Source organism: Microbacterium hydrocarbonoxydans (assembly GCF_900105205.1).
Taxonomy (GTDB): Bacteria; Actinomycetota; Actinomycetes; order Actinomycetales; family Microbacteriaceae; genus Microbacterium; species Microbacterium hydrocarbonoxydans.
Window position 1 is genome coordinate 1,967,127 of the sequence record NZ_FNSQ01000005.1, and the last position, 19,435, is coordinate 1,986,561.

16 protein-coding genes and 1 pseudogene are annotated in these 19,435 nt (G+C 68.8%); all 17 read left to right on the forward strand.

Annotated features, from left to right (window positions below):
• Positions 1 to 6: 6 nt before the first annotated feature.
• Positions 7 to 1,236, forward strand: a complete 1,230-nt coding sequence (aroC, locus tag BLW44_RS09750; protein ID WP_060926819.1) for a chorismate synthase — start codon at positions 7 to 9, stop codon at positions 1,234 to 1,236.
• Complete coding sequence (locus BLW44_RS09755; RefSeq protein ID WP_060926820.1) at positions 1,220 to 1,744, forward strand: shikimate kinase; 525 nt, start codon at positions 1,220 to 1,222, stop codon at positions 1,742 to 1,744. Before aroC ends, BLW44_RS09755 begins: the two co-directional genes overlap by 17 nt.
• A complete protein-coding gene (gene aroB / locus BLW44_RS09760) occupies positions 1,741 to 2,829 on the forward strand; it encodes a 3-dehydroquinate synthase (RefSeq protein ID WP_060926821.1) in 1,089 nt (362 codons plus the stop codon). Before BLW44_RS09755 ends, aroB begins: the two co-directional genes overlap by 4 nt.
• Positions 2,826 to 3,263 carry a type II 3-dehydroquinate dehydratase gene (aroQ, locus tag BLW44_RS09765; protein WP_060926822.1) on the forward strand — a complete coding sequence of 146 codons (438 nt, stop codon included), beginning with the start codon at positions 2,826 to 2,828 and terminating at the stop codon, positions 3,261 to 3,263. Before aroB ends, aroQ begins: the two co-directional genes overlap by 4 nt.
• A 74-nt stretch (positions 3,264 to 3,337) precedes the next feature.
• A complete protein-coding gene (gene efp, locus BLW44_RS09770; protein WP_060926823.1) occupies positions 3,338 to 3,898 on the forward strand; it encodes an elongation factor P in 561 nt (186 codons plus the stop codon).
• Between the two features lie 3 nt (positions 3,899 to 3,901).
• Positions 3,902 to 4,312, forward strand: a complete 411-nt coding sequence (nusB, locus tag BLW44_RS09775) for a transcription antitermination factor NusB (RefSeq protein WP_060926824.1) — start codon at positions 3,902 to 3,904, stop codon at positions 4,310 to 4,312.
• Positions 4,313 to 4,368: 56 nt separating this feature from the next.
• Positions 4,369 to 7,665, forward strand: a complete 3,297-nt coding sequence (locus BLW44_RS09780) for a DEAD/DEAH box helicase (RefSeq protein ID WP_245647395.1) — start codon at positions 4,369 to 4,371, stop codon at positions 7,663 to 7,665.
• Between the two features lie 75 nt (positions 7,666 to 7,740).
• The gene (locus tag BLW44_RS09785; protein ID WP_060926825.1) at positions 7,741 to 9,318 is read left to right on the forward strand and encodes a Rieske 2Fe-2S domain-containing protein; all 1,578 of its coding nucleotides are present in this window, start codon (positions 7,741 to 7,743) and stop codon (positions 9,316 to 9,318) included.
• A gap of 2 nt (positions 9,319 to 9,320) precedes the next feature.
• On the forward strand, positions 9,321 to 9,845 hold the full coding sequence (locus BLW44_RS09790; RefSeq protein WP_060926826.1) for a hypothetical protein: 525 nt from the start codon (positions 9,321 to 9,323) through the stop codon (positions 9,843 to 9,845).
• A gap of 71 nt (positions 9,846 to 9,916) precedes the next feature.
• Entirely contained in the window at positions 9,917 to 10,447 is a 531-nt protein-coding gene (pyrR, locus tag BLW44_RS09795) for a bifunctional pyr operon transcriptional regulator/uracil phosphoribosyltransferase PyrR (RefSeq protein ID WP_060926827.1), read from the forward strand.
• Positions 10,444 to 11,409, forward strand: coding sequence for an aspartate carbamoyltransferase catalytic subunit (locus BLW44_RS09800; RefSeq protein WP_060926828.1), 966 nt, complete (start codon positions 10,444 to 10,446; stop codon positions 11,407 to 11,409). The genes pyrR and BLW44_RS09800 overlap by 4 nt, the downstream gene beginning before the upstream one ends.
• Entirely contained in the window at positions 11,406 to 12,710 is a 1,305-nt protein-coding gene (locus tag BLW44_RS09805) for a dihydroorotase (protein WP_060926829.1), read from the forward strand. The genes BLW44_RS09800 and BLW44_RS09805 overlap by 4 nt, the downstream gene beginning before the upstream one ends.
• A complete protein-coding gene (locus BLW44_RS09810; protein ID WP_060926830.1) occupies positions 12,707 to 13,243 on the forward strand; it encodes a PH-like domain-containing protein in 537 nt (178 codons plus the stop codon). The genes BLW44_RS09805 and BLW44_RS09810 overlap by 4 nt, the downstream gene beginning before the upstream one ends.
• Positions 13,240 to 14,385 carry a glutamine-hydrolyzing carbamoyl-phosphate synthase small subunit gene (gene carA, locus BLW44_RS09815; RefSeq protein ID WP_060926831.1) on the forward strand — a complete coding sequence of 382 codons (1,146 nt, stop codon included), beginning with the start codon at positions 13,240 to 13,242 and terminating at the stop codon, positions 14,383 to 14,385. The genes BLW44_RS09810 and carA overlap by 4 nt, the downstream gene beginning before the upstream one ends.
• A pseudogene (carB, locus tag BLW44_RS09820) lies at positions 14,385 to 17,671 on the forward strand (carbamoyl-phosphate synthase large subunit). Before carA ends, carB begins: the two are co-directional and overlap by 1 nt.
• Positions 17,668 to 18,513, forward strand: a complete 846-nt coding sequence (pyrF, locus tag BLW44_RS09825; protein WP_060926833.1) for an orotidine-5'-phosphate decarboxylase — start codon at positions 17,668 to 17,670, stop codon at positions 18,511 to 18,513. Before carB ends, pyrF begins: the two are co-directional and overlap by 4 nt.
• Positions 18,506 to 19,414 (forward strand): guanylate kinase, encoded by a 909-nt coding sequence (gene gmk, locus BLW44_RS09830; RefSeq protein WP_060926834.1) that lies wholly within the window; start codon positions 18,506 to 18,508, stop codon positions 19,412 to 19,414. The genes pyrF and gmk overlap by 8 nt, the downstream gene beginning before the upstream one ends.
• Positions 19,415 to 19,435: the final 21 nt, after the last annotated feature.

The window sequence follows — 19,435 nt, forward strand, 5'->3', positions numbered from 1 at the left end:
AGAGCAATGCTCCGCGTGCTCACGGCCGGCGAATCGCACGGCCCAGAACTCATTGCCGTCATGGAGGGTCTGCCCTCCGGTGTTCCGGTGTCCTCCGACGCGATCCAGACCGACCTCGCACGCCGCAAGCTCGGGTACGGACGCGGCTCGCGGATGAAGTTCGAGCAGGACGAGCTCACGATCTCCGGCGGCGTCCGCCACGGCAAGACCCTCGGCAGTCCGATCGCCCTGCGCATCGGCAACACCGAGTGGCCGAAGTGGATCGAGGTCATGAACCCCGAGCCCGTCGAGCTCACCGACCGGTCGCGCGGACGCAGCGCCCCGCTGACCCGCCCACGACCAGGCCACGCCGACCTCGTCGGCATGCAGAAGTACGACTTCGATGAAGCTCGACCGATCCTCGAGCGCGCGAGTGCTCGTGAGACCGCCGCACGCGTGGCCCTGGGCGCGATCGCCCGCTCCTTCCTGGGGGAGCTCGGCATCCGCCTCGTCAGCCACACCCTGTCGATCGGCCCGGTCCGCGTGCCCGAGGGTGCGGCGCTGCCCACGCCCGACGACGTCGAGGCGTTGGACGCCGATCCGCTGCGCTGCTTCGACGCCGCGACCTCCGCCCTCATGGTCGCCGAGGTCGACGACGCCAAGAAGGACGGCGACACCCTGGGCGGCATCGTCGAGGTACTGGCGTACGGACTCCCGCCGGGGCTCGGCTCCCACGTGCATTGGGACCGGCGGCTGGATGCGCGCCTCGCGCAGGCGCTGATGAGCATCCAGGCGATCAAGGGCGTCGAGGTCGGCGACGGCTTCGAGACGACCCGTCGTCGGGGCTCAGCGGCACACGACGAGCTCTTCGCGACGGCTGAGGGCATCTCGCGCGGTTCCGATCGCGCGGGCGGCACCGAGGGCGGCATGTCCACCGGCACGGTGCTGCGCGTCCGTGCCGGCATGAAGCCGATCGCCACCGTCCCGCACGCCCTGCGCACGATCGACGTCGCCTCCGGTGAGGACGCGACCGCCCACCACCAACGCTCTGACGTGTGCGCGGTGCCCGCAGCGGGCGTCGTGGCCGAGGCGATGGTCGCGATCGAGCTCGCCAACGCCGTGCTGGAGAAGTTCGGCGGAGACAGCATCCGCGAGACCCGACGCAATCTCGACGGCTACCTCGAGGGCATCCCGGCGGAGCTCCGCACCACGCCCGCGTCCGAGGCGGCGCTCATCGCGCATGACGAGCGAGGCTGAGCGGCTCACGCTGGTGCTCGTCGGTCCGATGGCGGCCGGCAAGACCAGCGTCGGTCGGCGGGTCGCCCGCAGGCTCCGCGTGCCGTTCGTCGACACGGACAAACGGGTGGTTGCTGCGCACGGGCCCATCCCGGCGCTCTTCGCCGAGCACGGTGAGCCGCACTTCCGCGCGCTCGAGCGCGTCGCCGTCGCCGAGGCGCTGAGCGACAGCGAGGGCGGCGTGATCTCGCTGGGCGGCGGCGCGGTGACGGATGAGGGGACGCGGGCGCTGCTGCGAGAGCATCCCGTCGTCTTCCTGACGGTGACGCCGGAGGCGGTCGCCGCTCGGATCCGCAGCGGCGCGCGGCCGCTGCTGGCGGGGGAGGACCCCGTCGCGCGCTGGACGCAGATCTTCGAAGAACGTCGCGGCTGGTACGACGAGGTGGCATCGGTGACGTTCGACACGTCGCGACGCCCCATGCAGCGCATCGCCGACGACATCGTCGCATGGAGGAGAGAACTGGCATGACTACGACCACCATCAGCGTGACGGGCGAGAACCCCTACGACGTCAGCATCGGACGCGGCATCCTGGACCGGGTGTCGGCTGCCCTCGATCCTGGCGTGCGCAAGGTGCTCGTGGTGCACCCGCCGACCCTGGCGGCCCGCGCCGCCGAGCTGCGCGACCGGCTCCTCGCCGACGTCGCAGACGGACCGCGCGAGGTGCTGCTGGCGGAGGTGCCGGATGCCGAGCAGGGCAAGCGCATCGAGGTCGCTGCCTTCTGCTGGCAGGTCATGGGGCAGGCGGACTTCACGCGCACCGACGCGGTCGTCGGGTACGGCGGCGGTGCGGTCACCGACCTCGCCGGCTTCGTGGCGGCGACCTGGCTGCGCGGAGTGCAGCTCGTGCAGGTGCCGACGACGGTGCTCGGTCTGGTCGATGCCTCGGTCGGCGGCAAGACCGGCATCAACACGGCGGAGGGCAAGAACCTCGTCGGCGCCTTCTGGGCGCCCCGCGCGGTCATCGGCGACCTCGACGAACTGGCGAGCCTCAGCCCGAACGAGGCGACCGCCGGCTTCGCCGAGGTGGTCAAGGCCGGATTCATCTGGGCACCGGAGATCCTCGACATCATCGAGGCGGATCCGGTCCGCGCGGTCGACACGACCACGTCCGAGTTCCGCCGAGCCGTGGAACTCGCCATCGACATGAAGGCGAAGGTCGTCTCCGATGACTTCCGCGAGGCCGGCCAGCGCGAGATCCTGAACTACGGGCACACGCTCGGCCATGCGATCGAGCACGCCGAACGGTACCGCTGGCGACATGGAGCCGCGGTCTCGATCGGGATGCTGTACGCGGCAGAGCTCTCCCGCCTCGCCGGTCGTCTCTCGGATGCCGCAGCGGAGCGGCACCGCACGGTGCTGGACTCGCTCGGGCTGCCGACCTCGTACCGCGCCGGTGCCTGGCCGCAGCTGCTGGCGACCATGCAGCGCGACAAGAAGAGCAGGGGCGGGATGCTCCGGTTCATCCTGCTCGACGACATCGCCAAGCCCACGGTGCTGCAGGCACCGGACGAGTCGCTCCTGTTCGCCGCCTACCAGGAGGTCGGCGCGTGACGCGGCGGATCCTGCTGGTCAACGGACCGAACCTGAACCTCCTGGGCAGTCGCGAGCCCGAGGTCTACGGCACGGCGACGCTCGCGGACGTCGAACGGCTCACCACCGAGGCTGCGGCCGCGGAGGGCTTCGAGGTCCGCGCGCTGCAGAGCAATCATGAGGGCGTGCTGATCGACGCGATCCACGCCGCCCGCGAGGACTGCGCAGGGATCGTCATCAACCCCGGCGGACTCACGCACACCTCCGTCGCTCTGCGCGATGCACTCACGGGGGTCGCGCTGCCCTTCGCCGAGGTGCACATCTCCGACGTCTACGCGCGGGAGGCGTTCCGCCACCATTCGTACCTCCACGACGTCGCCGCGGTGCGCGTGATCGGCGAGGGCGTGGACGGGTATGTGAGCGCCGTGCGGCAGCTCGCAGCGCTGATCCCGTAGAATCGACTGTCGGCCCACCCAGTCCACCTCGGACGCGAGCGGCCCCCAGACTCTAGGAACGGAAAGTCCCGCGCATGGCATCTACCGCAGACATCAAGAACGGCGTCGTCCTCAGCATCGAGCGCCAGCTCTGGAGCGTCGTCGAGTTCCAGCACGTCAAGCCCGGCAAGGGAGGCGCGTTCGTCCGTACGAAGCTCAAGAACGTCATGACCGGAAAGGTCGTCGACAAGACCTTCAACGCCGGCGCCAAGGTCGAGATCGAGAACGTCGACCGCCGTGACTACACCTACCTGTACACCGACGGCGACGGCTACGTCTTCATGGACCAGACCGACTACGACCAGATCACGGTCAGCGCCGCGACCGTCGGCGACGCGAAGAACTTCCTGCTCGAGAACCAGCAGGTCACGATCGCGCTCAACAACGGCAACCCGCTGTACATCGATCTGCCGGCATCCGTGATCCTCGAGATCACCTACACGGAGCCGGGCCTGCAGGGCGATCGCTCTTCGGCCGGCACCAAGCCCGCGACGCTGGAGACCGGCTACGAGATCCAGGTCCCGCTGTTCGTAGAGACCGGCACCAAGGTCAAGGTCGACACGCGCACCGGCGACTACCTCGGCCGCGAGAAGTAAGGCGTGAGCGCCCGTACGAAGGCGCGTAAGCGCGCACTCGACATCCTGTTCTCCGCCGACGTCCGCGGCGACGACGTCTCGGTGACCCTGGCCGCCGAAGCCAAGCGCGCCGCGAGCGAGCCCGCCCGTGAGGCCTCGTGGCTCTACGCTCGCGAGGTCGTGGACGGCATCATCGACCACCGCGACGAGATCGACGAGCAGATCACGACCCACAGTCGCGACTGGCGTCTCGAGCGGATGCCGGCCGTCGACCGTGCGCTGCTGCGCATCGGCGTCTGGGAGATCCTGTTCAACGACGAGGTGCCGACCGCCGTCGCGATCGATGAGGCCGTCGAACTCGCCAAGGAGTTCTCGACCGACGACTCCGGCGCCTTCGTGCACGGTGTCCTCGCGCGGGTCTCACGCGCAGCCTGAACGACGACTCCGAACGCGGCGACCTCGATGTCCGAGGCAGCCGGAAGGATGGGACGATGCCTGCGCCGCACGTCGATCTCCGCGACCTGATGCACATCACCGATGTCGGCGGGTACCAGCGCGGTCTCGCCTACTTCCGTGAGGGCAACGTCCTCGACGTCGTCTGGCACGAGGATCTCCTCGAGCTCGAGGGGCACGTCCGCGGAAGCGCCGATGCGCAGTACGTGACGGAGATCGTCTTCCACTCCTCGAACGGCACGCGCCGGATGCGCACGACGCGCTGCACGTGCCCGGTCCGCACCGGATGCAAGCACGTCGTCGCGACCGTGCTGGCGTCGAACGTGCACGAGTACTCGCAGCAGAAGGTGGCGCTGCAGACGCCGCCCGAGCCCACGCCCGTACCGCGGGCCGCCCCGAGCGCCTCGTGGCGGAGCCTTCTCGACCCCTCCGTCTCGCGTCATCCGCAGCCGCTCGCCCTGGGGGTGGAACTCCGCCACCGCGACTCGCGCGAGGAGAATCACTGGGGGCCGCGGCCGGTGCGCGCCGCGACTGCGCGTGACCTCGCCCGGCCGAGCGGCGAGCTGCTGCTGGCGATCCGTCCGCTGATGCGCAGCGCGCAGACCGGGGCGTGGATCCAGGGCGCCGCGGGGTGGGATGCCGTGCGCCGCGACGTGTCGCAGTTCGGCCGCGAGCAGAACCGCTGGTTCGGAGACCTGCTCAGCATCTCGCGCGATTCGCTGCTGTCGGGCAACGCCGGCGAGTGGCTGGTCCTCGACCAGGTCGAGTCCCCGCTGCTGTGGGGACAGCTGCGCTCAGCCGCTGAGGTCGGCATCCCTCTCGTCTCGAGTCAGAAGAGCGCCTCGGTGCGCATCGCGACGGCGGCGGAGGTCTCGACCCTGATCGCCCGAGCGGACGACGGCTCGCTGTCGGTGACCGCTGACGTGCGCATCGACGATCAGCCGGTGCCCGCAGCGGAGGTGCACCCGATCGGCCGCACCGGCGTCTACGCCGCGCGGCTCGTCGGAGCGCGCATCGAGATCGTGCTCGCGGAGTCGACGCTCAGCGAGCAGACCCGTGCGCTGCTCGCCACGGCCGCGCCGATCGAGGTGCCTGCATCCGACGAGGCGGCGTTCATCGCCGACGCGTATCCCCTGCTTGCCAGACGAGGGGCGGTGCACACGGTCGGTGCCGTCGATCTTCCCGCCGTCCCCGCACCTGAACCCGTGCTCACCGTCACATACGAGCGCGGGGATGTCGTCAGCTATGCGTTCGAGTGGTCGTACGGGGAGTTCGGCCGTGTGCCGTTCGCCTGGAACGGCGCGGCAGTGCGCGACGCCGACGCGGAGGCGACCGTGCGGGCGACGATCGAGACCGTGTGGCAGGAGTTCCGCAGCACCAGTTTCCGCCCTGCCGGGTCTCTCCACGACATCGATGCCGCCGCGTTCGTCGCCGAATGCGTCCCGGCACTCGAGGCGGCAGGGGTCTCGGTCGAGTCGCGAGGAGCGCGCAAGGAGTATCGCGAGCTGACCGGCGACCCCCTGGTGAAGGTCACCACGGTCGAGACGACGGACTCGGACTGGTTCGATCTGGGCATCCTGGTGACGATCGACGGTCGGCGGATCCCGTTCGGCCCGCTGTTCACGGCGATGAGCCGCGGCCGTAAGAAGCTGCTGCTCTCGGACGGCGGATACTTCTCGTTGAATCATCCGGCCCTCGATCGACTGCGTGACCTGATCGAGGAGGCCGGGGAGCTCGACGAATGGGAGACCGGCCCGCGGATCAGCCGGTATCAGGTCGACCTCTGGGAGGAGTTCGAGGACCTCGCCGACGAGGCGGAGCCCGCCGTCAGCTGGCGAGCCACTGCCGACGGTCTCCGCCAGGCCACCGGAGTTCCCGAGAGTCCGGTGCCCGAGGGGGTGCTCGCCGACCTGCGGCCGTATCAGAAGGCCGGCTTCGACTGGTTGGCCTTCCTCTGGCGGCATCGGCTCGGCGGGATCCTCGCGGACGACATGGGGTTGGGCAAGACCCTGCAGCTGCTCACGTTCATCCAGCACACGAGAGTGCAGGGGGAGACGCGGCCCTTCCTCGTGCTGGCGCCCACCTCGGTGCTCAGCACCTGGCGGTCGGAGGCCGCGCGGTTCACACCCGGACTCCGCGTCGCGGTCGTCGACAGCACGAGCACAGGCGGCAGACGGGCCGACACACTGGCCTCGGCCGCGGCATCCGCAGACATCGTGGTGAGCTCCTACACCGTGGCACGTCTCGACGAGATGGAGTTCGGGAGGATCGAGTGGGCGGGGCTGATCCTCGACGAGGCGCAGTTCGTCAAGAACCCCAAGACACGGCTGCATCGCGCGATCTCGACATTCCACGCGGATGTCACCTACGCCGTCACCGGAACCCCGATGGAGAACAGCCTCACGGAGCTGTGGTCGCTGCTGAAGCTCGCCGCTCCCGGCCTCTTCCCGTCGGCTCGCAAGTTCCGCGACCGCTACATCCATCCGATCGAGAAGGGCAAGGTGCCGGAGAACGAAGAGGGCGGCACGTATCGCGCCCGACGTCTCGCCCAGCTGCGGCGCCGGGTGCGCCCGCTCATGCTCCGCCGGACGAAGGAACTGGTCGCCCCCGATCTCCCGGACAAGCAGGAGCAGCTGCTCGAGGTCGAGCTGAGCGCCGAGCACCGCGCACTGTACGACGTCGTGCTCCAGCGCGAACGCCAGAAGGTGCTGGGACTGATCGACGATCTCGACCGCAACAGGTTCATCGTGTTCCGCTCGCTCACCCTGCTGCGCATGCTGAGCCTCGCCCCGGCGCTGGTCGACGACGCGGATGCGGAGATCGGGTCGAGCAAGCTCGACACCCTCCTCGAACGGGTCGTGGAGCTGCAGGCCGAGGGACACCGTGCGCTCGTCTTCAGCCAGTTCACCTCGTTCCTGGATCTGGCCGCCGCGCGTCTCGAGGCGGCCGGCATCCCGTACGCCCACCTCGACGGCTCCACGCGACACCGCGAGCAGGTCATCGACGGGTTCAAGGCGGGGGAGCAGCCGGTCTTCCTGATCAGTCTGAAGGCGGGTGGGTTCGGGCTCACGCTCACCGAGGCCGACTACGTCTTCCTGCTGGATCCCTGGTGGAACCCGGCGGCCGAGGAGCAGGCGATCGACCGCACGCACCGTATCGGTCAGACGAGCCAGGTCTTCGTCTACCGGATGATCTCGACGGGCACGATCGAGGAGAAGGTGCTGGAGCTGCAGCGGCGCAAGGCGCGGCTCTTCACCGCCGTGATGGACGACGACGAGCTGTTCGCGCAGTCGCTCACGGCAGACGACATCAAGGGACTCTTCGAGGATCGATGATTTCTCCCGGCCGGGTCACCGCATCCGCCCAGGACCCCATCGGTAGAATCGAACGGCTCACTTCAGGAGGATTGCATGCGGATCACGGGACTCGGCCACGCCGGGATGTTCATCGAGACGGTCGGCGGGAACATCATCTGCGACCCCGTCCTCGGGCCTTCCTTCTTCGGCTCCTGGTTCCCGTTCCCCGACAACAGGGGGCTCGACTGGGAGCGGTTCGGTCGGGAGGCCGACTTCCTCTACATCTCGCACCGGCACCGCGATCACTTCGATCCTGCGCTGCTCGAGCGATACATCCGCAAGGACATCGAGGTGCTGCTTCCCGAATACCCGATCGATGACCTCGAACAGGACATCAGGGCCCTCGGCTACACGAACATCACGTATGCGCCCGCCGGGGAGATCATCGAGCGCGGCGAACTGAAGATCATGATCACCCCGCTGCGGGCGCCGAGTGACGGCCCGATCGGAGACTCGTCGCTGAGCGTCGACGACGGCACGGGCTCTGTGCTCAATCAGAACGACTCGCATCCGCTCGACCTCGACGCCCTGCTGCACTTCGGCAAGCCTGACGCGTACTTCACCCAGGTGTCCGGAGCGATCTGGTGGCCGATGGTCTACGACCTGCCGATGGACGCCAAGCAGAACTTCGCGAAGCTGAAGCGCGACGCTCAGAACAAGCGCGCCATGTACTACATCGACAAGGTCGACGCGCCGCACGTCTTCCCGATGGCAGGGCCGCCGATGTTCCTGCGCGACGACCTCTTCGACTTCAACGGCATGGGGCGCAACGGCGAGTCGATCTTCACCGACCAGAAGCAGTTCCTCGCGCACATGAAGGAGCTGTCGCCGCAGTATGCCGGACACCTCTTCGTCCCCGGGACCGTGGTCACTGTCGACGGGGGAGAGGTGTCGACCGAGCAGTCGCTCTACACCGAGGCGGAGCTCGCCCACATCTTCGACGAGAAGTGGGACTACCTGGAGGAGCAGCGCGCCTCGCGTCAGCAGGAGCTCCGCGACGAGGAGGCCTCCCGCGCCGCGGTCCTTCCCGCCGCCGAGATGCTCGAAGAGCTCAAGACCTGGTGGGAGCCGCTGCTGAAGAAGTCGCGCACCATCCGTCTCGGCGTCGGCGGCTGCGTGCGCTTCCGGATCGGTGACCTCGACATGGTCGTCGACTTCCCCCGAGCAAAGGTCCGCGAGTACGCGGGCGAGGAGTGCATCTACTGGTACACGATCCCCGCCGACCTGGTCTCGACGAACATCCGCGACCACGAGATCGACTGGTCGAACTCGATCTTCCTGTCGATGCAGTTCCAGGTCGGACGCAGCGGCAAGTTCAACGAGTTCCTCACGACTTTCCTCAAGTGCCTGTCGGTGGATCGCATCGAGTACGTCGAGAACTGGTACCAGGAGCAGACGGATCAGACCGAGGATGCCGAGATCGGCGACTGGGTCGTGCAGCGCCGCTGCCCGCACCTGCGCGCTGACCTCACCAAGACCGGGAAGGTCGATGAGGACGGCATCCTGACGTGCAGCATGCACGACTGGAAGTGGGATCTCAAGACCGGGCGGTGCCTGTCGACGAGCGGCCACCCGATCCGGTCGAGCAAGATCGACGAGGTCACCGACGCCGTGCTCCGCGAGGCCAGCTGATCGTGCCGGGAATCGACCCCGGCGGTCCGCTCAGCGGCGCCAGGTGGGTCGCGCGCTCCACGACGGATCGACTGGTCCGCGTCGCCCAGGGGTTTCTGCAGGCAGAGGGCTTCGAGGAGCGACCGGACTGCTCCGTGGAGCAGCTCGCTGCCGCGAGCGAGGAGTGGGTGACCAGCGTGCTGAGCGTCGGCGCGGAGAAGCCCGCGCGCCGGCGATGGTGGGCGCTGCGATCGAGCGATGTCACGACAGTGCAGGTCGGCAGTCTTCCGCACACCGTGGTGGTCGCCGCTGCACGCCCCGTCGCATCCGGGGTGGCTGAGCTGGTCGTCTTCCCCTTCGTCTCCGGCGCCGCGGATGCCGCGCATGCCGAGGCCGTCGCACCGCGCATCGCGTCCGCTCTCGCGAGGATCACCGAGGCGGCAGGGGCCGAGACCGCGATGCTCTCGCACGAGGCGCTGACCGAGCCGCCCGCCGACGGCTTCCCAACCTCTCGAGATGCTGTCCGTCACAGGCTCGGATGGGACTGATCGCACCCGCTAGACTGGATGCATCGAGCAACCTTTAACACCGTCCTGTGAGGCGGAGAAGGGAGCGGCTGATGAGTGCACGCACGATTCTGCACGAAGCCGACATATCGCGGGCTCTGACCCGCATCGCACACGAGATCCTCGAGTCCAATCGGGGGGCTGAGAACCTCGTCCTGCTGGGCATCCCGACCCGCGGCGTGACTCTCGCCCGTCGCCTCGCCGCTCTGATCGGCGAGATCGCCCAGACCTCCGTCCCGGTCGGCGCGCTGGATGTCACGATGTTCCGCGACGACCTCGCCAAGCACCCGACCCGCTCGCCGCGGCCGACCGAGATCCCTGCCGGCGGGATCGACGGCAGGACGATCGTCCTCGTCGACGATGTGCTGTTCTCCGGCCGCAGCATCCGTGCCGCCCTCGACGCCCTGCAGTCGATCGGGCGTCCGTCGGTCGTGCGGCTCGCCATCCTCGTGGATCGCGGACACCGCGAACTGCCGATCCGCCCCGACTTCGTCGGGAAGAACATCCCCTCGTCCCGTCAGGAGCGTGTCAACGTACGCCTGACGGAGGACGACGGGGCCGAGGAGGTGACGATCGAAGCATGAGACACCTCCTCGACACCCGTACCCTCGATCGCGAGACCGCCCTGCGCATCCTGGATGTCGCCGAGGACATGTCAGACACCCAGTCACGCGAGGTCAAGAAGCTCCCGACCCTGCGCGGCAAGACCGTTGTCAACCTGTTCTTCGAGGACTCGACCCGCACGCGGATCTCGTTCGAGGCCGCGGCGAAGCGGCTCTCGGCCGACGTCATCAATTTCGCGGCCAAGGGATCGAGCGTCTCGAAGGGCGAGAGCCTGAAGGACACCGCCCAGACCCTGCAGGCGATGGGAGCGGATGCGGTCGTTATCCGCCACCACGCCTCCGGTGCGCCGCAGACGCTCGCGACGAGCGGCTGGATCTCCGCCGGGGTGGTCAACGCCGGAGACGGCACCCATGAGCATCCGACGCAGGCGCTGCTGGACGCGTTCACGATCCGCAAGCGCTTCTTCGGCGCGGACAGCCGGGGCCGCGATCTGTCCGGCCTCCGCGTCGTCGTCGTCGGCGACGTGCTGCACTCCAGGGTCGCGCGGTCGAACGTGTGGCTGCTCACCACGCTCGGCGCCGAGGTCACACTGGTCGCGCCGCCCACGTTGGTGCCGCAGAACATCTCGCTCTGGCCCGTCAGGATCGTCTACGACCTCGATGAGGCGCTGGCCGAGGGCCCGGACGCCGTCATGATGCTGCGCATCCAGCTCGAGCGGATGAGCGCCGCGTATTTCCCCACTGAGCGGGAGTATTCCAGGCGCTGGGGTCTGGACGCACGGCGAGTGGCCGGGCTTCCGGACGGTAGCATTGTGATGCACCCCGGACCCATGAACCGTGGGTTGGAGATCTCCTCCGAAGCCGCCGATTCCCCGCGCTCGACAGTGCTGGAACAGGTGACCAACGGAGTGTCCATCCGCATGGCGGTGCTGTACCTGCTTCTGGCAGGCGAACGAGACGACGAACGAGGGGGAGACCAGTGAGCGAGACCCTCGTCATCACCGGCGCACAGCTTCTCGGCGCACAGAGCGCCGACATCATCGTGGAGAACGGCGTGATCGCCGAGATCGGCTCGGGACTGAGCCGTTCGGGTGCGCGCGTCATCGACGCCGACGGCCTCGTCGCTCTCCCCGGCCTCGTGGACCTGCACACGCACCTGCGTGAGCCGGGGTATGAAGCCTCCGAGACGATCCTCACCGGTACCAGGGCCGCGGCCGCCGGCGGATTCACCGCGGTGTTCGCGATGCCGAACACCTCACCGGTGGCCGATACGGCGGGCGTGGTCGAGCAGGAGCTGGCCCTCGGCGAAGCGGCCGGCTACGCCACCGTGCAGCCGATCGGTGCCGTGACGGTCGGGCAGAAGGGCGAGCGCCTCGCGGAACTCGGCGCCATGGCGTCGTCGCGGGCGCAGGTGCGCGTGTTCAGCGACGACGGCTTCTGCGTCTTCGACCCGCTGATCATGCGCCGCGCGCTGGAGTACGTGAAGTCGTTCGGCGGCGTCATCGCGCAGCACGCGCAGGATCCACGGCTCACCGAGGGCGCCCAGATGAACGAGGGCACCGTGTCGGCGGAGCTCGGACTCGCCGGGTGGCCGGCAGTCGCGGAGGAGTCGATCATCGCTCGTGACGTGCTGCTCGCCGAGCATGTGGGCTCCCGCCTGCACGTGTGCCACCTCTCGACGGCAGGCTCGGTCGACATCATCCGCTGGGCCAAGAAGCGGGGCATCGACGTGACTGCGGAGGTCACCCCGCATCACCTGCTGCTCACCGACGAGCTCGTACGCGGCTACGACGCCCGGTACAAGGTCAACCCGCCGCTGCGTCGCGAGGAGGACGTCCTGGCCGTACGGGAAGGACTCGCCGACGGGACGATCGACATCGTCGCGACCGACCACGCGCCGCACCCCAGCGAGCACAAGTCGTGCGAGTGGCAGGCGGCCGCCAACGGCATGGTGGGTCTCGAGAGCGCACTGCGCGTCGTGCACCAGTCGATGGTGCAGACGGGGCTCATCGGATGGGACGACGTGGCACGGGTGATGAGCGCCGCGCCGGCGCGCATCGGCCGCCTCGCCGGCCACGGCACGCCTCTCGAGGTCGGCGCCCCCGCGCAGCTCACGCTGTACGACGCCTCGGTCGCAGGGGTCTTCACGGAGGCCGACCTGCACGGTCGCAGCGCGAACTCGCCCTACCTCGGGCGCGACCTCCCCGGGCGCGTCGAGTACACGGTGCACGGCGGCACGCTGACGGTCGACCGCGGCACCGTGGTCGAGGAGCTGGGCGCATGAGCGCTCGGGACATCGCCGTCGCCATCACGATCGGCGTCGCCATCCTCGTGCTGATCGTGATGTTCACCGCCTGGCGACGACGACTCCGACGCGACTCGGGGCTGACCGCACCGCTCGGAGTGCCGGAGCATGCCGAGGTCCTCGATCGCCACGAGGTGCTCTATGTCTCCACGACGAAGCACGATCAGCCGCTCGAGCGGCTGGCGATCCATCCGCTCGCGTACCGCGCCCGCGGCGAGGTCGCGGTCACGGACAGGGGGCTCGCCCTCTGCCTGGACGGAGCGCCCACGGTGTTCCTCGCCTCCTCGCGACTCGAGAGCGTCGGACGAGCGACGGTCACGATCGACCGGGTCGTCGAACCCGGTGGTCTCGTGCGAGTGGCCTGGGAGGTCGACGGCGGCACGATCGTCGACTCCTATCTCCGCCTGACCGACGGCGACCCGAAGAACTTCATCTCTGAACTGCAGCGACTCGTCCCCGCCCCCGGCGCCAGGGACGACATCGCCACCCCCGACACAGGAGCATCGTCATGACAGCCCTCCCCGAACCCGCCGTCCTCGTCCTCGAAGACGGCACCCGCCACACCGGTCGCGCTTACGGCGCGCTGGGCACCACGATCGGCGAGGTCGTCTTCGCCACCGGCATGTCCGGATACCAGGAGACCCTCACCGACCCGTCCTACGCCGGACAGATCGTGCTGCAGACCGCTCCCCACATCGGCAACACCGGGATGAACGATGAGGACACCGAGTCCCGCCGCATCTGGGTCGCCGGATACATCGTGCGCGACCCCTCGCGCGTCGTCTCGAACTGGCGGGCGAACGCCTCGCTCGACGAGATCCTCGTGCAGGACGGGATCGTCGGCATCAGCGGCATCGACACCCGCTCCATCACCCGCCACATCCGCTCGGCGGGGTCCATGCGCGGCGGAGTGTTCTCCGGCGAGGCGGCGACGCTCGATGCCGAGGAGCAGCTGCGTCTGGTGCGCGAGGCGCCGCAGATGGCCGGCCAGAACCTCTCCGCGCAGGTCTCCGTGGAGACGGCGACCGTGACCGAGGCCGTGGGGGAGAAGGTCGGCAACCTCGCCGTCCTCGACCTCGGAGTCAAGCAGGCCACGGTCGACAACCTCGCCGCCCGCGGTTTCGAGGTGCACGTGCTCCCGCAGGACGTCTCGATCGAGGGCATCCGCGCGATCGACCCTGTCGCCGTCTTCTACTCGAACGGCCCCGGCGACCCCGCAGCCTCCGGCGACCACGTCGAGCTGCTGCGCTCGGTGCTCGATGACGGCCTGCCGTTCTTCGGCATCTGCTTCGGCAACCAGCTGCTCGGACGCGCACTCGGACTCGGCACCTACAAGCTGCCGTTCGGACACCGCGGCATCAACCAGCCGGTCCTTGACAAGTCCACCGGGCGAGTCGAGATCACCGCGCACAACCACGGGTTCGCCGTGGAGGCACCGCTGGAGGGCTCCTTCGACAGTCCCCACGGCTACGGCAAGGTCGAGGTCAGCCACGTCGGCCTCAACGACAACGTGGTGGAAGGACTCCGCGCCCTCGACATCCCCGCGTTCTCCGTGCAGTACCACCCGGAGGCGGCCGCAGGCCCGCACGACGCCAACTACCTCTTCGACCGCTTCCGTGACATGGTCATCGCCAGCAAGAAGGACGCCAAGTAATGCCCAAGCGCGACGACATCAACTCCGTTCTCGTCATCGGCTCCGGCCCGATCGTCATCGGCCAGGCCTGTGAGTTCGACTATTCGGGCACCCAGGCGTGCCGGGTGCTCCGCGAAGAGGGCGTCAGGGTCATCCTGGTGAACTCGAACCCGGCGACGATCATGACCGATCCGGACTTCGCCGATGCGACCTACATCGAACCGATCACCTGGCAGGTCATCGAGACGATCATCGCCAAGGAGCGGCCGGATGCGATCCTCCCGACGCTCGGCGGTCAGACCGCTCTGAACGCCGCGATCGAGCTGCACAATCACGGCATCCTCGAGAAGTACGACGTCGAGCTCATCGGCGCGAGCTTCGAGGCGATCAACAAGGGCGAGGACCGCCAGATCTTCAAGCAGCTCGTGCTGGATGCCGGGGCCGACGTCGCCCGCAGCATCATCGCGCACACGATGGACGACCTGCTCGAGGGGGCGGCCGAGCTCGGCTACCCGCTCGTCGTGCGGCCCTCGTTCACGATGGGCGGCCTCGGATCCGGCTTCGCCTACAACGAGGAGGACCTTCGCCGTATCGGCGGCGCGGGGCTGCGCGACTCGCCCACCACCGAGGTGCTCCTCGAGGAGTCGATCCTCGGCTGGAAGGAGTACGAGCTCGAGCTCATGCGCGACACCGCCGACAACACGGTGGTCGTCTGCTCGATCGAGAACGTCGATCCGGTCGGCGTGCACACCGGCGACTCGATCACGGTCGCGCCCGCGCTGACCCTCACCGACCGCGAGTACCAGAAGCTGCGCGACATCGGCATCGACATCATCCGGGCCGTCGGGGTGGACACCGGCGGCTGCAACATCCAGTTCGCGGTGGATCCGAGCAACGGACGCATCATCGTGATCGAGATGAACCCGCGCGTCTCGCGCTCCAGCGCCCTGGCGTCGAAGGCCACCGGATTCCCGATCGCCAAGCTCGCCGCCAAGCTGGCCCTGGGCTACCGCCTCGACGAGATCCCCAACGACATCACCGGCGTGACCCCCGCGAGCTTCGAGCCCACGCTCGACTACGTCGTGGTCAAAGTGCCCCGGTTCGCGTTCGAGAAGTTCCCGGCGGCCGACGCGACCCTGACCACGACCATGAAGTCGGTCGGCGAGGCGATGGCCATCGGTCGCAACTACGCGACGGCTCTCCAGAAGGCGCTGCGCTCGCTCGAGAAGCGCGGCTCCAGCTTCCACTGGGGCGACGAGCAGCGCTCGATGGAAGAGTTGCTCGAGATCGCGAAGGTCCCTACCGATGGCCGCATCGTCACGCTGCAGCAGGCGCTGCGCAAGGGTGCCACGATCGAGCAGGCCTTCGAGGCGACGGCGATCGACCCGTGGTTCCTCGACCAGATCGTGCTGATCAACGAGGTCGCCGAGATCGTCCGCACCGCGCCGGAGCTCGACGCCGCCACCCTCCGCTATGCGAAGGAGCACGGTTTCTCCGACGCGCAGATCGCCGAGCTGCGGGGCGAGAAGGAGGCCGAGATCCGCGGTGTACGCCACGGCTTCGGCATCCGCCCGGTCTACAAGACGGTCGACACGTGCGCGGGCGAGTTCCCGGCCCTCACGCCGTACCACTACTCGAGCTACGACTTCGAGACCGAGGTCGCGCCGTCCGAGCGCACCAAGGTGGTCATCATCGGCTCCGGCCCGAACCGCATCGGCCAGGGCGTGGAGTTCGACTACTCCTGCGTGCACGCGTCGTTCGCCCTCTCGGATGCAGGTTTCGAGACAGTCATGGTCAACTGCAACCCCGAGACGGTCTCGACCGACTACGACACCTCGGACCGGCTGTACTTCGAGCCGCTGACCCTCGAAGACGTCCTCGAGGTGCTCGACGCCGAGGCGGCGAGCGGAACCATCCTCGGCGTCGTCTGCCAGCTCGGCGGACAGACCCCGCTCGGCCTCGCCAAGGGCATCGAGGCGGCCGGCTACACGGTGCTCGGCACGAGCCCCGAGGCGATCGACATCGCCGAGGAGCGGGAGCTGTTCTCGCAGCTGCTCGATTCCGCTGGCCTCATCGCGCCGCGTCACGGCACCGCGATCGACGCGGACGGCGCGGTCGCAGTGGCCGAGGAGATCGGCTACCCGGTGCTCGTGCGTCCGAGCTTCGTGCTCGGGGGCCGCGGCATGGAGATCGTCTACAGCTCCGAGTCGCTGCGCGAGTACTTCGTCCGCACCGCGGGTGAGGTCATCATCGAGGAGGGCAAGCCGCTCCTCGTCGACCGATTCCTCGACGACGCTATCGAGCTCGACGTCGACGCACTGTACGACGGCACCGACCTGTTCATCGGCGGCGTGATGGAGCACCTCGAAGAGGCAGGCATCCACTCCGGCGACTCGAGCTGCACGCTGCCCCCGGTCTCGCTCGGACGCAGCGACATCGACCGTGTGCGCGAGGCGACGCTCGCGATCGCGAAGGGCGTCGGCGTGCGCGGGCTGCTGAACGTGCAGTTCGCGATCAGCGCCGGAGTGCTCTACGTCATCGAGGCGAACCCCGGGCGAGCCGCACGGTGCCCTTCGTCTCCAAGGCGCTGGGCATCCCGATGGCCAAGGCCGCGAGCCGCGTCATGGTGGGCGCGACGATCGCCGAGCTCCGCGCCGAGGGGATGCTCCCCGAGCAGGACGGCTCGCGGGTTCCGCTCGACGCTCCCGTCTCGGTCAAGGAGGCCGTGCTGCCGTTCAAGCGGTTCCGCACCGCCGAGGGCAAGACCGTCGACTCGATCCTCGGACCGGAGATGCGCTCGACCGGCGAGGTCATGGGCATCGACCGCGACTTCCCGACGGCGTTCGCCAAGAGCCAGGCCGCCGCATACGGAGGGATGCCGACCTCCGGCACCGTGTTCATCTCGGTCGCCGACTCGGACAAGCGCGCGGTGATCCTGCCTGCGCACCGTCTGCAACAGCTCGGCTTCACGATCGTGGCCACCGAGGGCACCGCCGAGATCCTCTCCCGCAACGGCATCGCGGTCACGGTCGTCGAGAAGTTCAGCGAGACCCAGGAGTCGGGCGCCACGAACATCGTCGACCTCATCAACGAGGGCGCCATCGACATCGTCGTGAACACCCCGTCCGGCGGAGCCGCTCGTGCCGACGGCTACGAGATCCGGGCGGCGGCCGTCGCTGCCGACAAGGCGCTCTTCACGACGATGGCCGTGCTCGGTGCGGCGGTCAGTGGCATGGATGCGGCGCACGAGGGCTTCCAGGTGAAGAGCCTGCAGGAGTACGCGCTCGATCGGAAGGCCGCGGTGTGAGCACGCGCTTCGGTGAGCGGGTCCGTGCGGCGGTGACGTCGCACGGCCCGCTCTGCGTGGGCATCGACCCGCATGCGGCGCTGCTCGCAGCCTGGGGCCTCGGAGACGACGCAGCAGGCGTGCGCGAGTTCGGACTGCGCACGGTCGAGGCCGCTGCCGGTCGGGTGGGCATCGTGAAGCCGCAGGTGTCGTTCTTCGAGCGCTTCGGGTCCGCGGGATTCGCCGCGCTGGAGGACGTGCTCTCCGCCGCGCGCTCCGCAGGACTCATCGTCATCGCCGATGCGAAGCGCGGCGACATCGGATCCACCATGGATGCCTACGCCGCGGCGTGGCTGACGCCCGGGTCACCGCTGGAGGCCGACGCTCTCACCGTCAACCCGTTCCTCGGAGTCGGGGCGCTCGACGGCGCCTTCGACCTCGCAGCGACCCACGGCAAGGGACTGTTCGTGCTGGCAGCGACCAGCAACCCCGAGGCGGAAGTGCTCCAGCGCTCCGTGTCGGAAACGGGGCGCGCCGTGTCGGCTGACATCATCTCGGTGGTCTCGGCGCGCAACGCCGAGCACGCGGCCGCGGGGGAGTGGGGCAGTTTCGGCTTCGTCATCGGCGCGACGGTGGACTGGACTGATGCCGGCATCGCCGCCTTCACGCCGACGGCACCGATCCTCGCGCCCGGCTTCGGCGCGCAGGGCGCCGATCCATCCGATCTGCACAGGCGGTTCGGCTCGATGAGTGCCGCCGTCATCGCGAGTGAGAGCCGCAGCATCCTCTCCGCTGGACCGTCCGGTCTCGCCGCCGCCATCGACGCCCGCGTCGCAGAGTACAGAGAGGTCGGCCGTGTCTGAATCCCGTCCAGTGCCGGAGGTCGACCGCGCAGCCGCGGCACGCAAGGCCGTCGAACGTCGTCGTGCCCGTGCGTCTCTCAAACGCGACCTCACGATGCGGGTGGTGACGCCGCAGACCGTGCTCGAGCGAGCCACAGCCGACCCCGATTCGGTCGAGGGCTCGATGCGCATCACCGATTTCCTGCTCGCGCTGCCGGCGATCGGCGCGGGCAAGCGCGACCGCATCCTGGACGAGCTGCACATCTCGCCGGTGAAGCGACTGGGCGGTCTCGGTGTGCGTCAGCGCGTGGCGCTCGCGCAGTGGCTCGACACCCGCTTCCCGCGCCTCCAGCCGCGGGGAGCACGCAGCCGCCTGCTCGTGCTCGCCGGTCCGACCGCGGTCGGCAAGGGCACGGTGGCCGCCCACATCCGCGAGCACAATCCCGAGATCCACCTGTCGGTGTCCGCCACCACGCGTGCTCCGCGCCCCGGCGAGATCGACGGCGTGCACTACTACTTCGTGGACGATGCGGAGTTCGATCGGCTGATCGCCGAGGACGAGCTGCTCGAGTACGCGGTGGTGCACAACCGCTCGCGCTACGGCACGCCGCGGGCGCCGATCGACGCGGCTCTCGCCGAAGGCAGGACCGTGCTCCTCGAGATCGATCTGCAGGGTGCGCGTCAGGTGCGCAAGGCCGAGCCCGCCGCCACGCTCATCTTCCTGCTCCCTCCGACCTGGGACGAACTGGTGCAGCGCCTCGTAGGGCGGGGCACCGAGGGCCCGGAGGAACGGGCCCGCCGACTGCGCACAGCCAAGGTCGAACTGGCCGCGCAGAACGAGTTCGACCACCTCATCGTGAACGAGGACGTCGCCGCCGCGGCCGCAGAGGTCATAGAATTGTCTTCAAGCTCTGCGCGCTGAGCGTCTTCGCGCGCCTGCTGC

Coding starts and splice junctions, on each gene's coding strand:
- carA (WP_060926831.1), top strand. CDS start 13,240: ATGACAGCCCTCCCCGAACCCGCCGTCCTCGTCCTCGAAGACGGCACC.
- BLW44_RS09800 (WP_060926828.1), top strand. CDS start 10,444: ATGAGACACCTCCTCGACACCCGTACCCTCGATCGCGAGACCGCCCTG.
- BLW44_RS09780 (WP_245647395.1), top strand. CDS start 4,369: ATGCCTGCGCCGCACGTCGATCTCCGCGACCTGATGCACATCACCGAT.
- aroC (WP_060926819.1), top strand. CDS start 7: ATGCTCCGCGTGCTCACGGCCGGCGAATCGCACGGCCCAGAACTCATT.
- pyrR (WP_060926827.1), top strand. CDS start 9,917: ATGAGTGCACGCACGATTCTGCACGAAGCCGACATATCGCGGGCTCTG.
- efp (WP_060926823.1), top strand. CDS start 3,338: ATGGCATCTACCGCAGACATCAAGAACGGCGTCGTCCTCAGCATCGAG.
- BLW44_RS09785 (WP_060926825.1), top strand. CDS start 7,741: ATGCGGATCACGGGACTCGGCCACGCCGGGATGTTCATCGAGACGGTC.
- BLW44_RS09755 (WP_060926820.1), top strand. CDS start 1,220: ATGACGAGCGAGGCTGAGCGGCTCACGCTGGTGCTCGTCGGTCCGATG.
- aroB (WP_060926821.1), top strand. CDS start 1,741: ATGACTACGACCACCATCAGCGTGACGGGCGAGAACCCCTACGACGTC.
- BLW44_RS09810 (WP_060926830.1), top strand. CDS start 12,707: ATGAGCGCTCGGGACATCGCCGTCGCCATCACGATCGGCGTCGCCATC.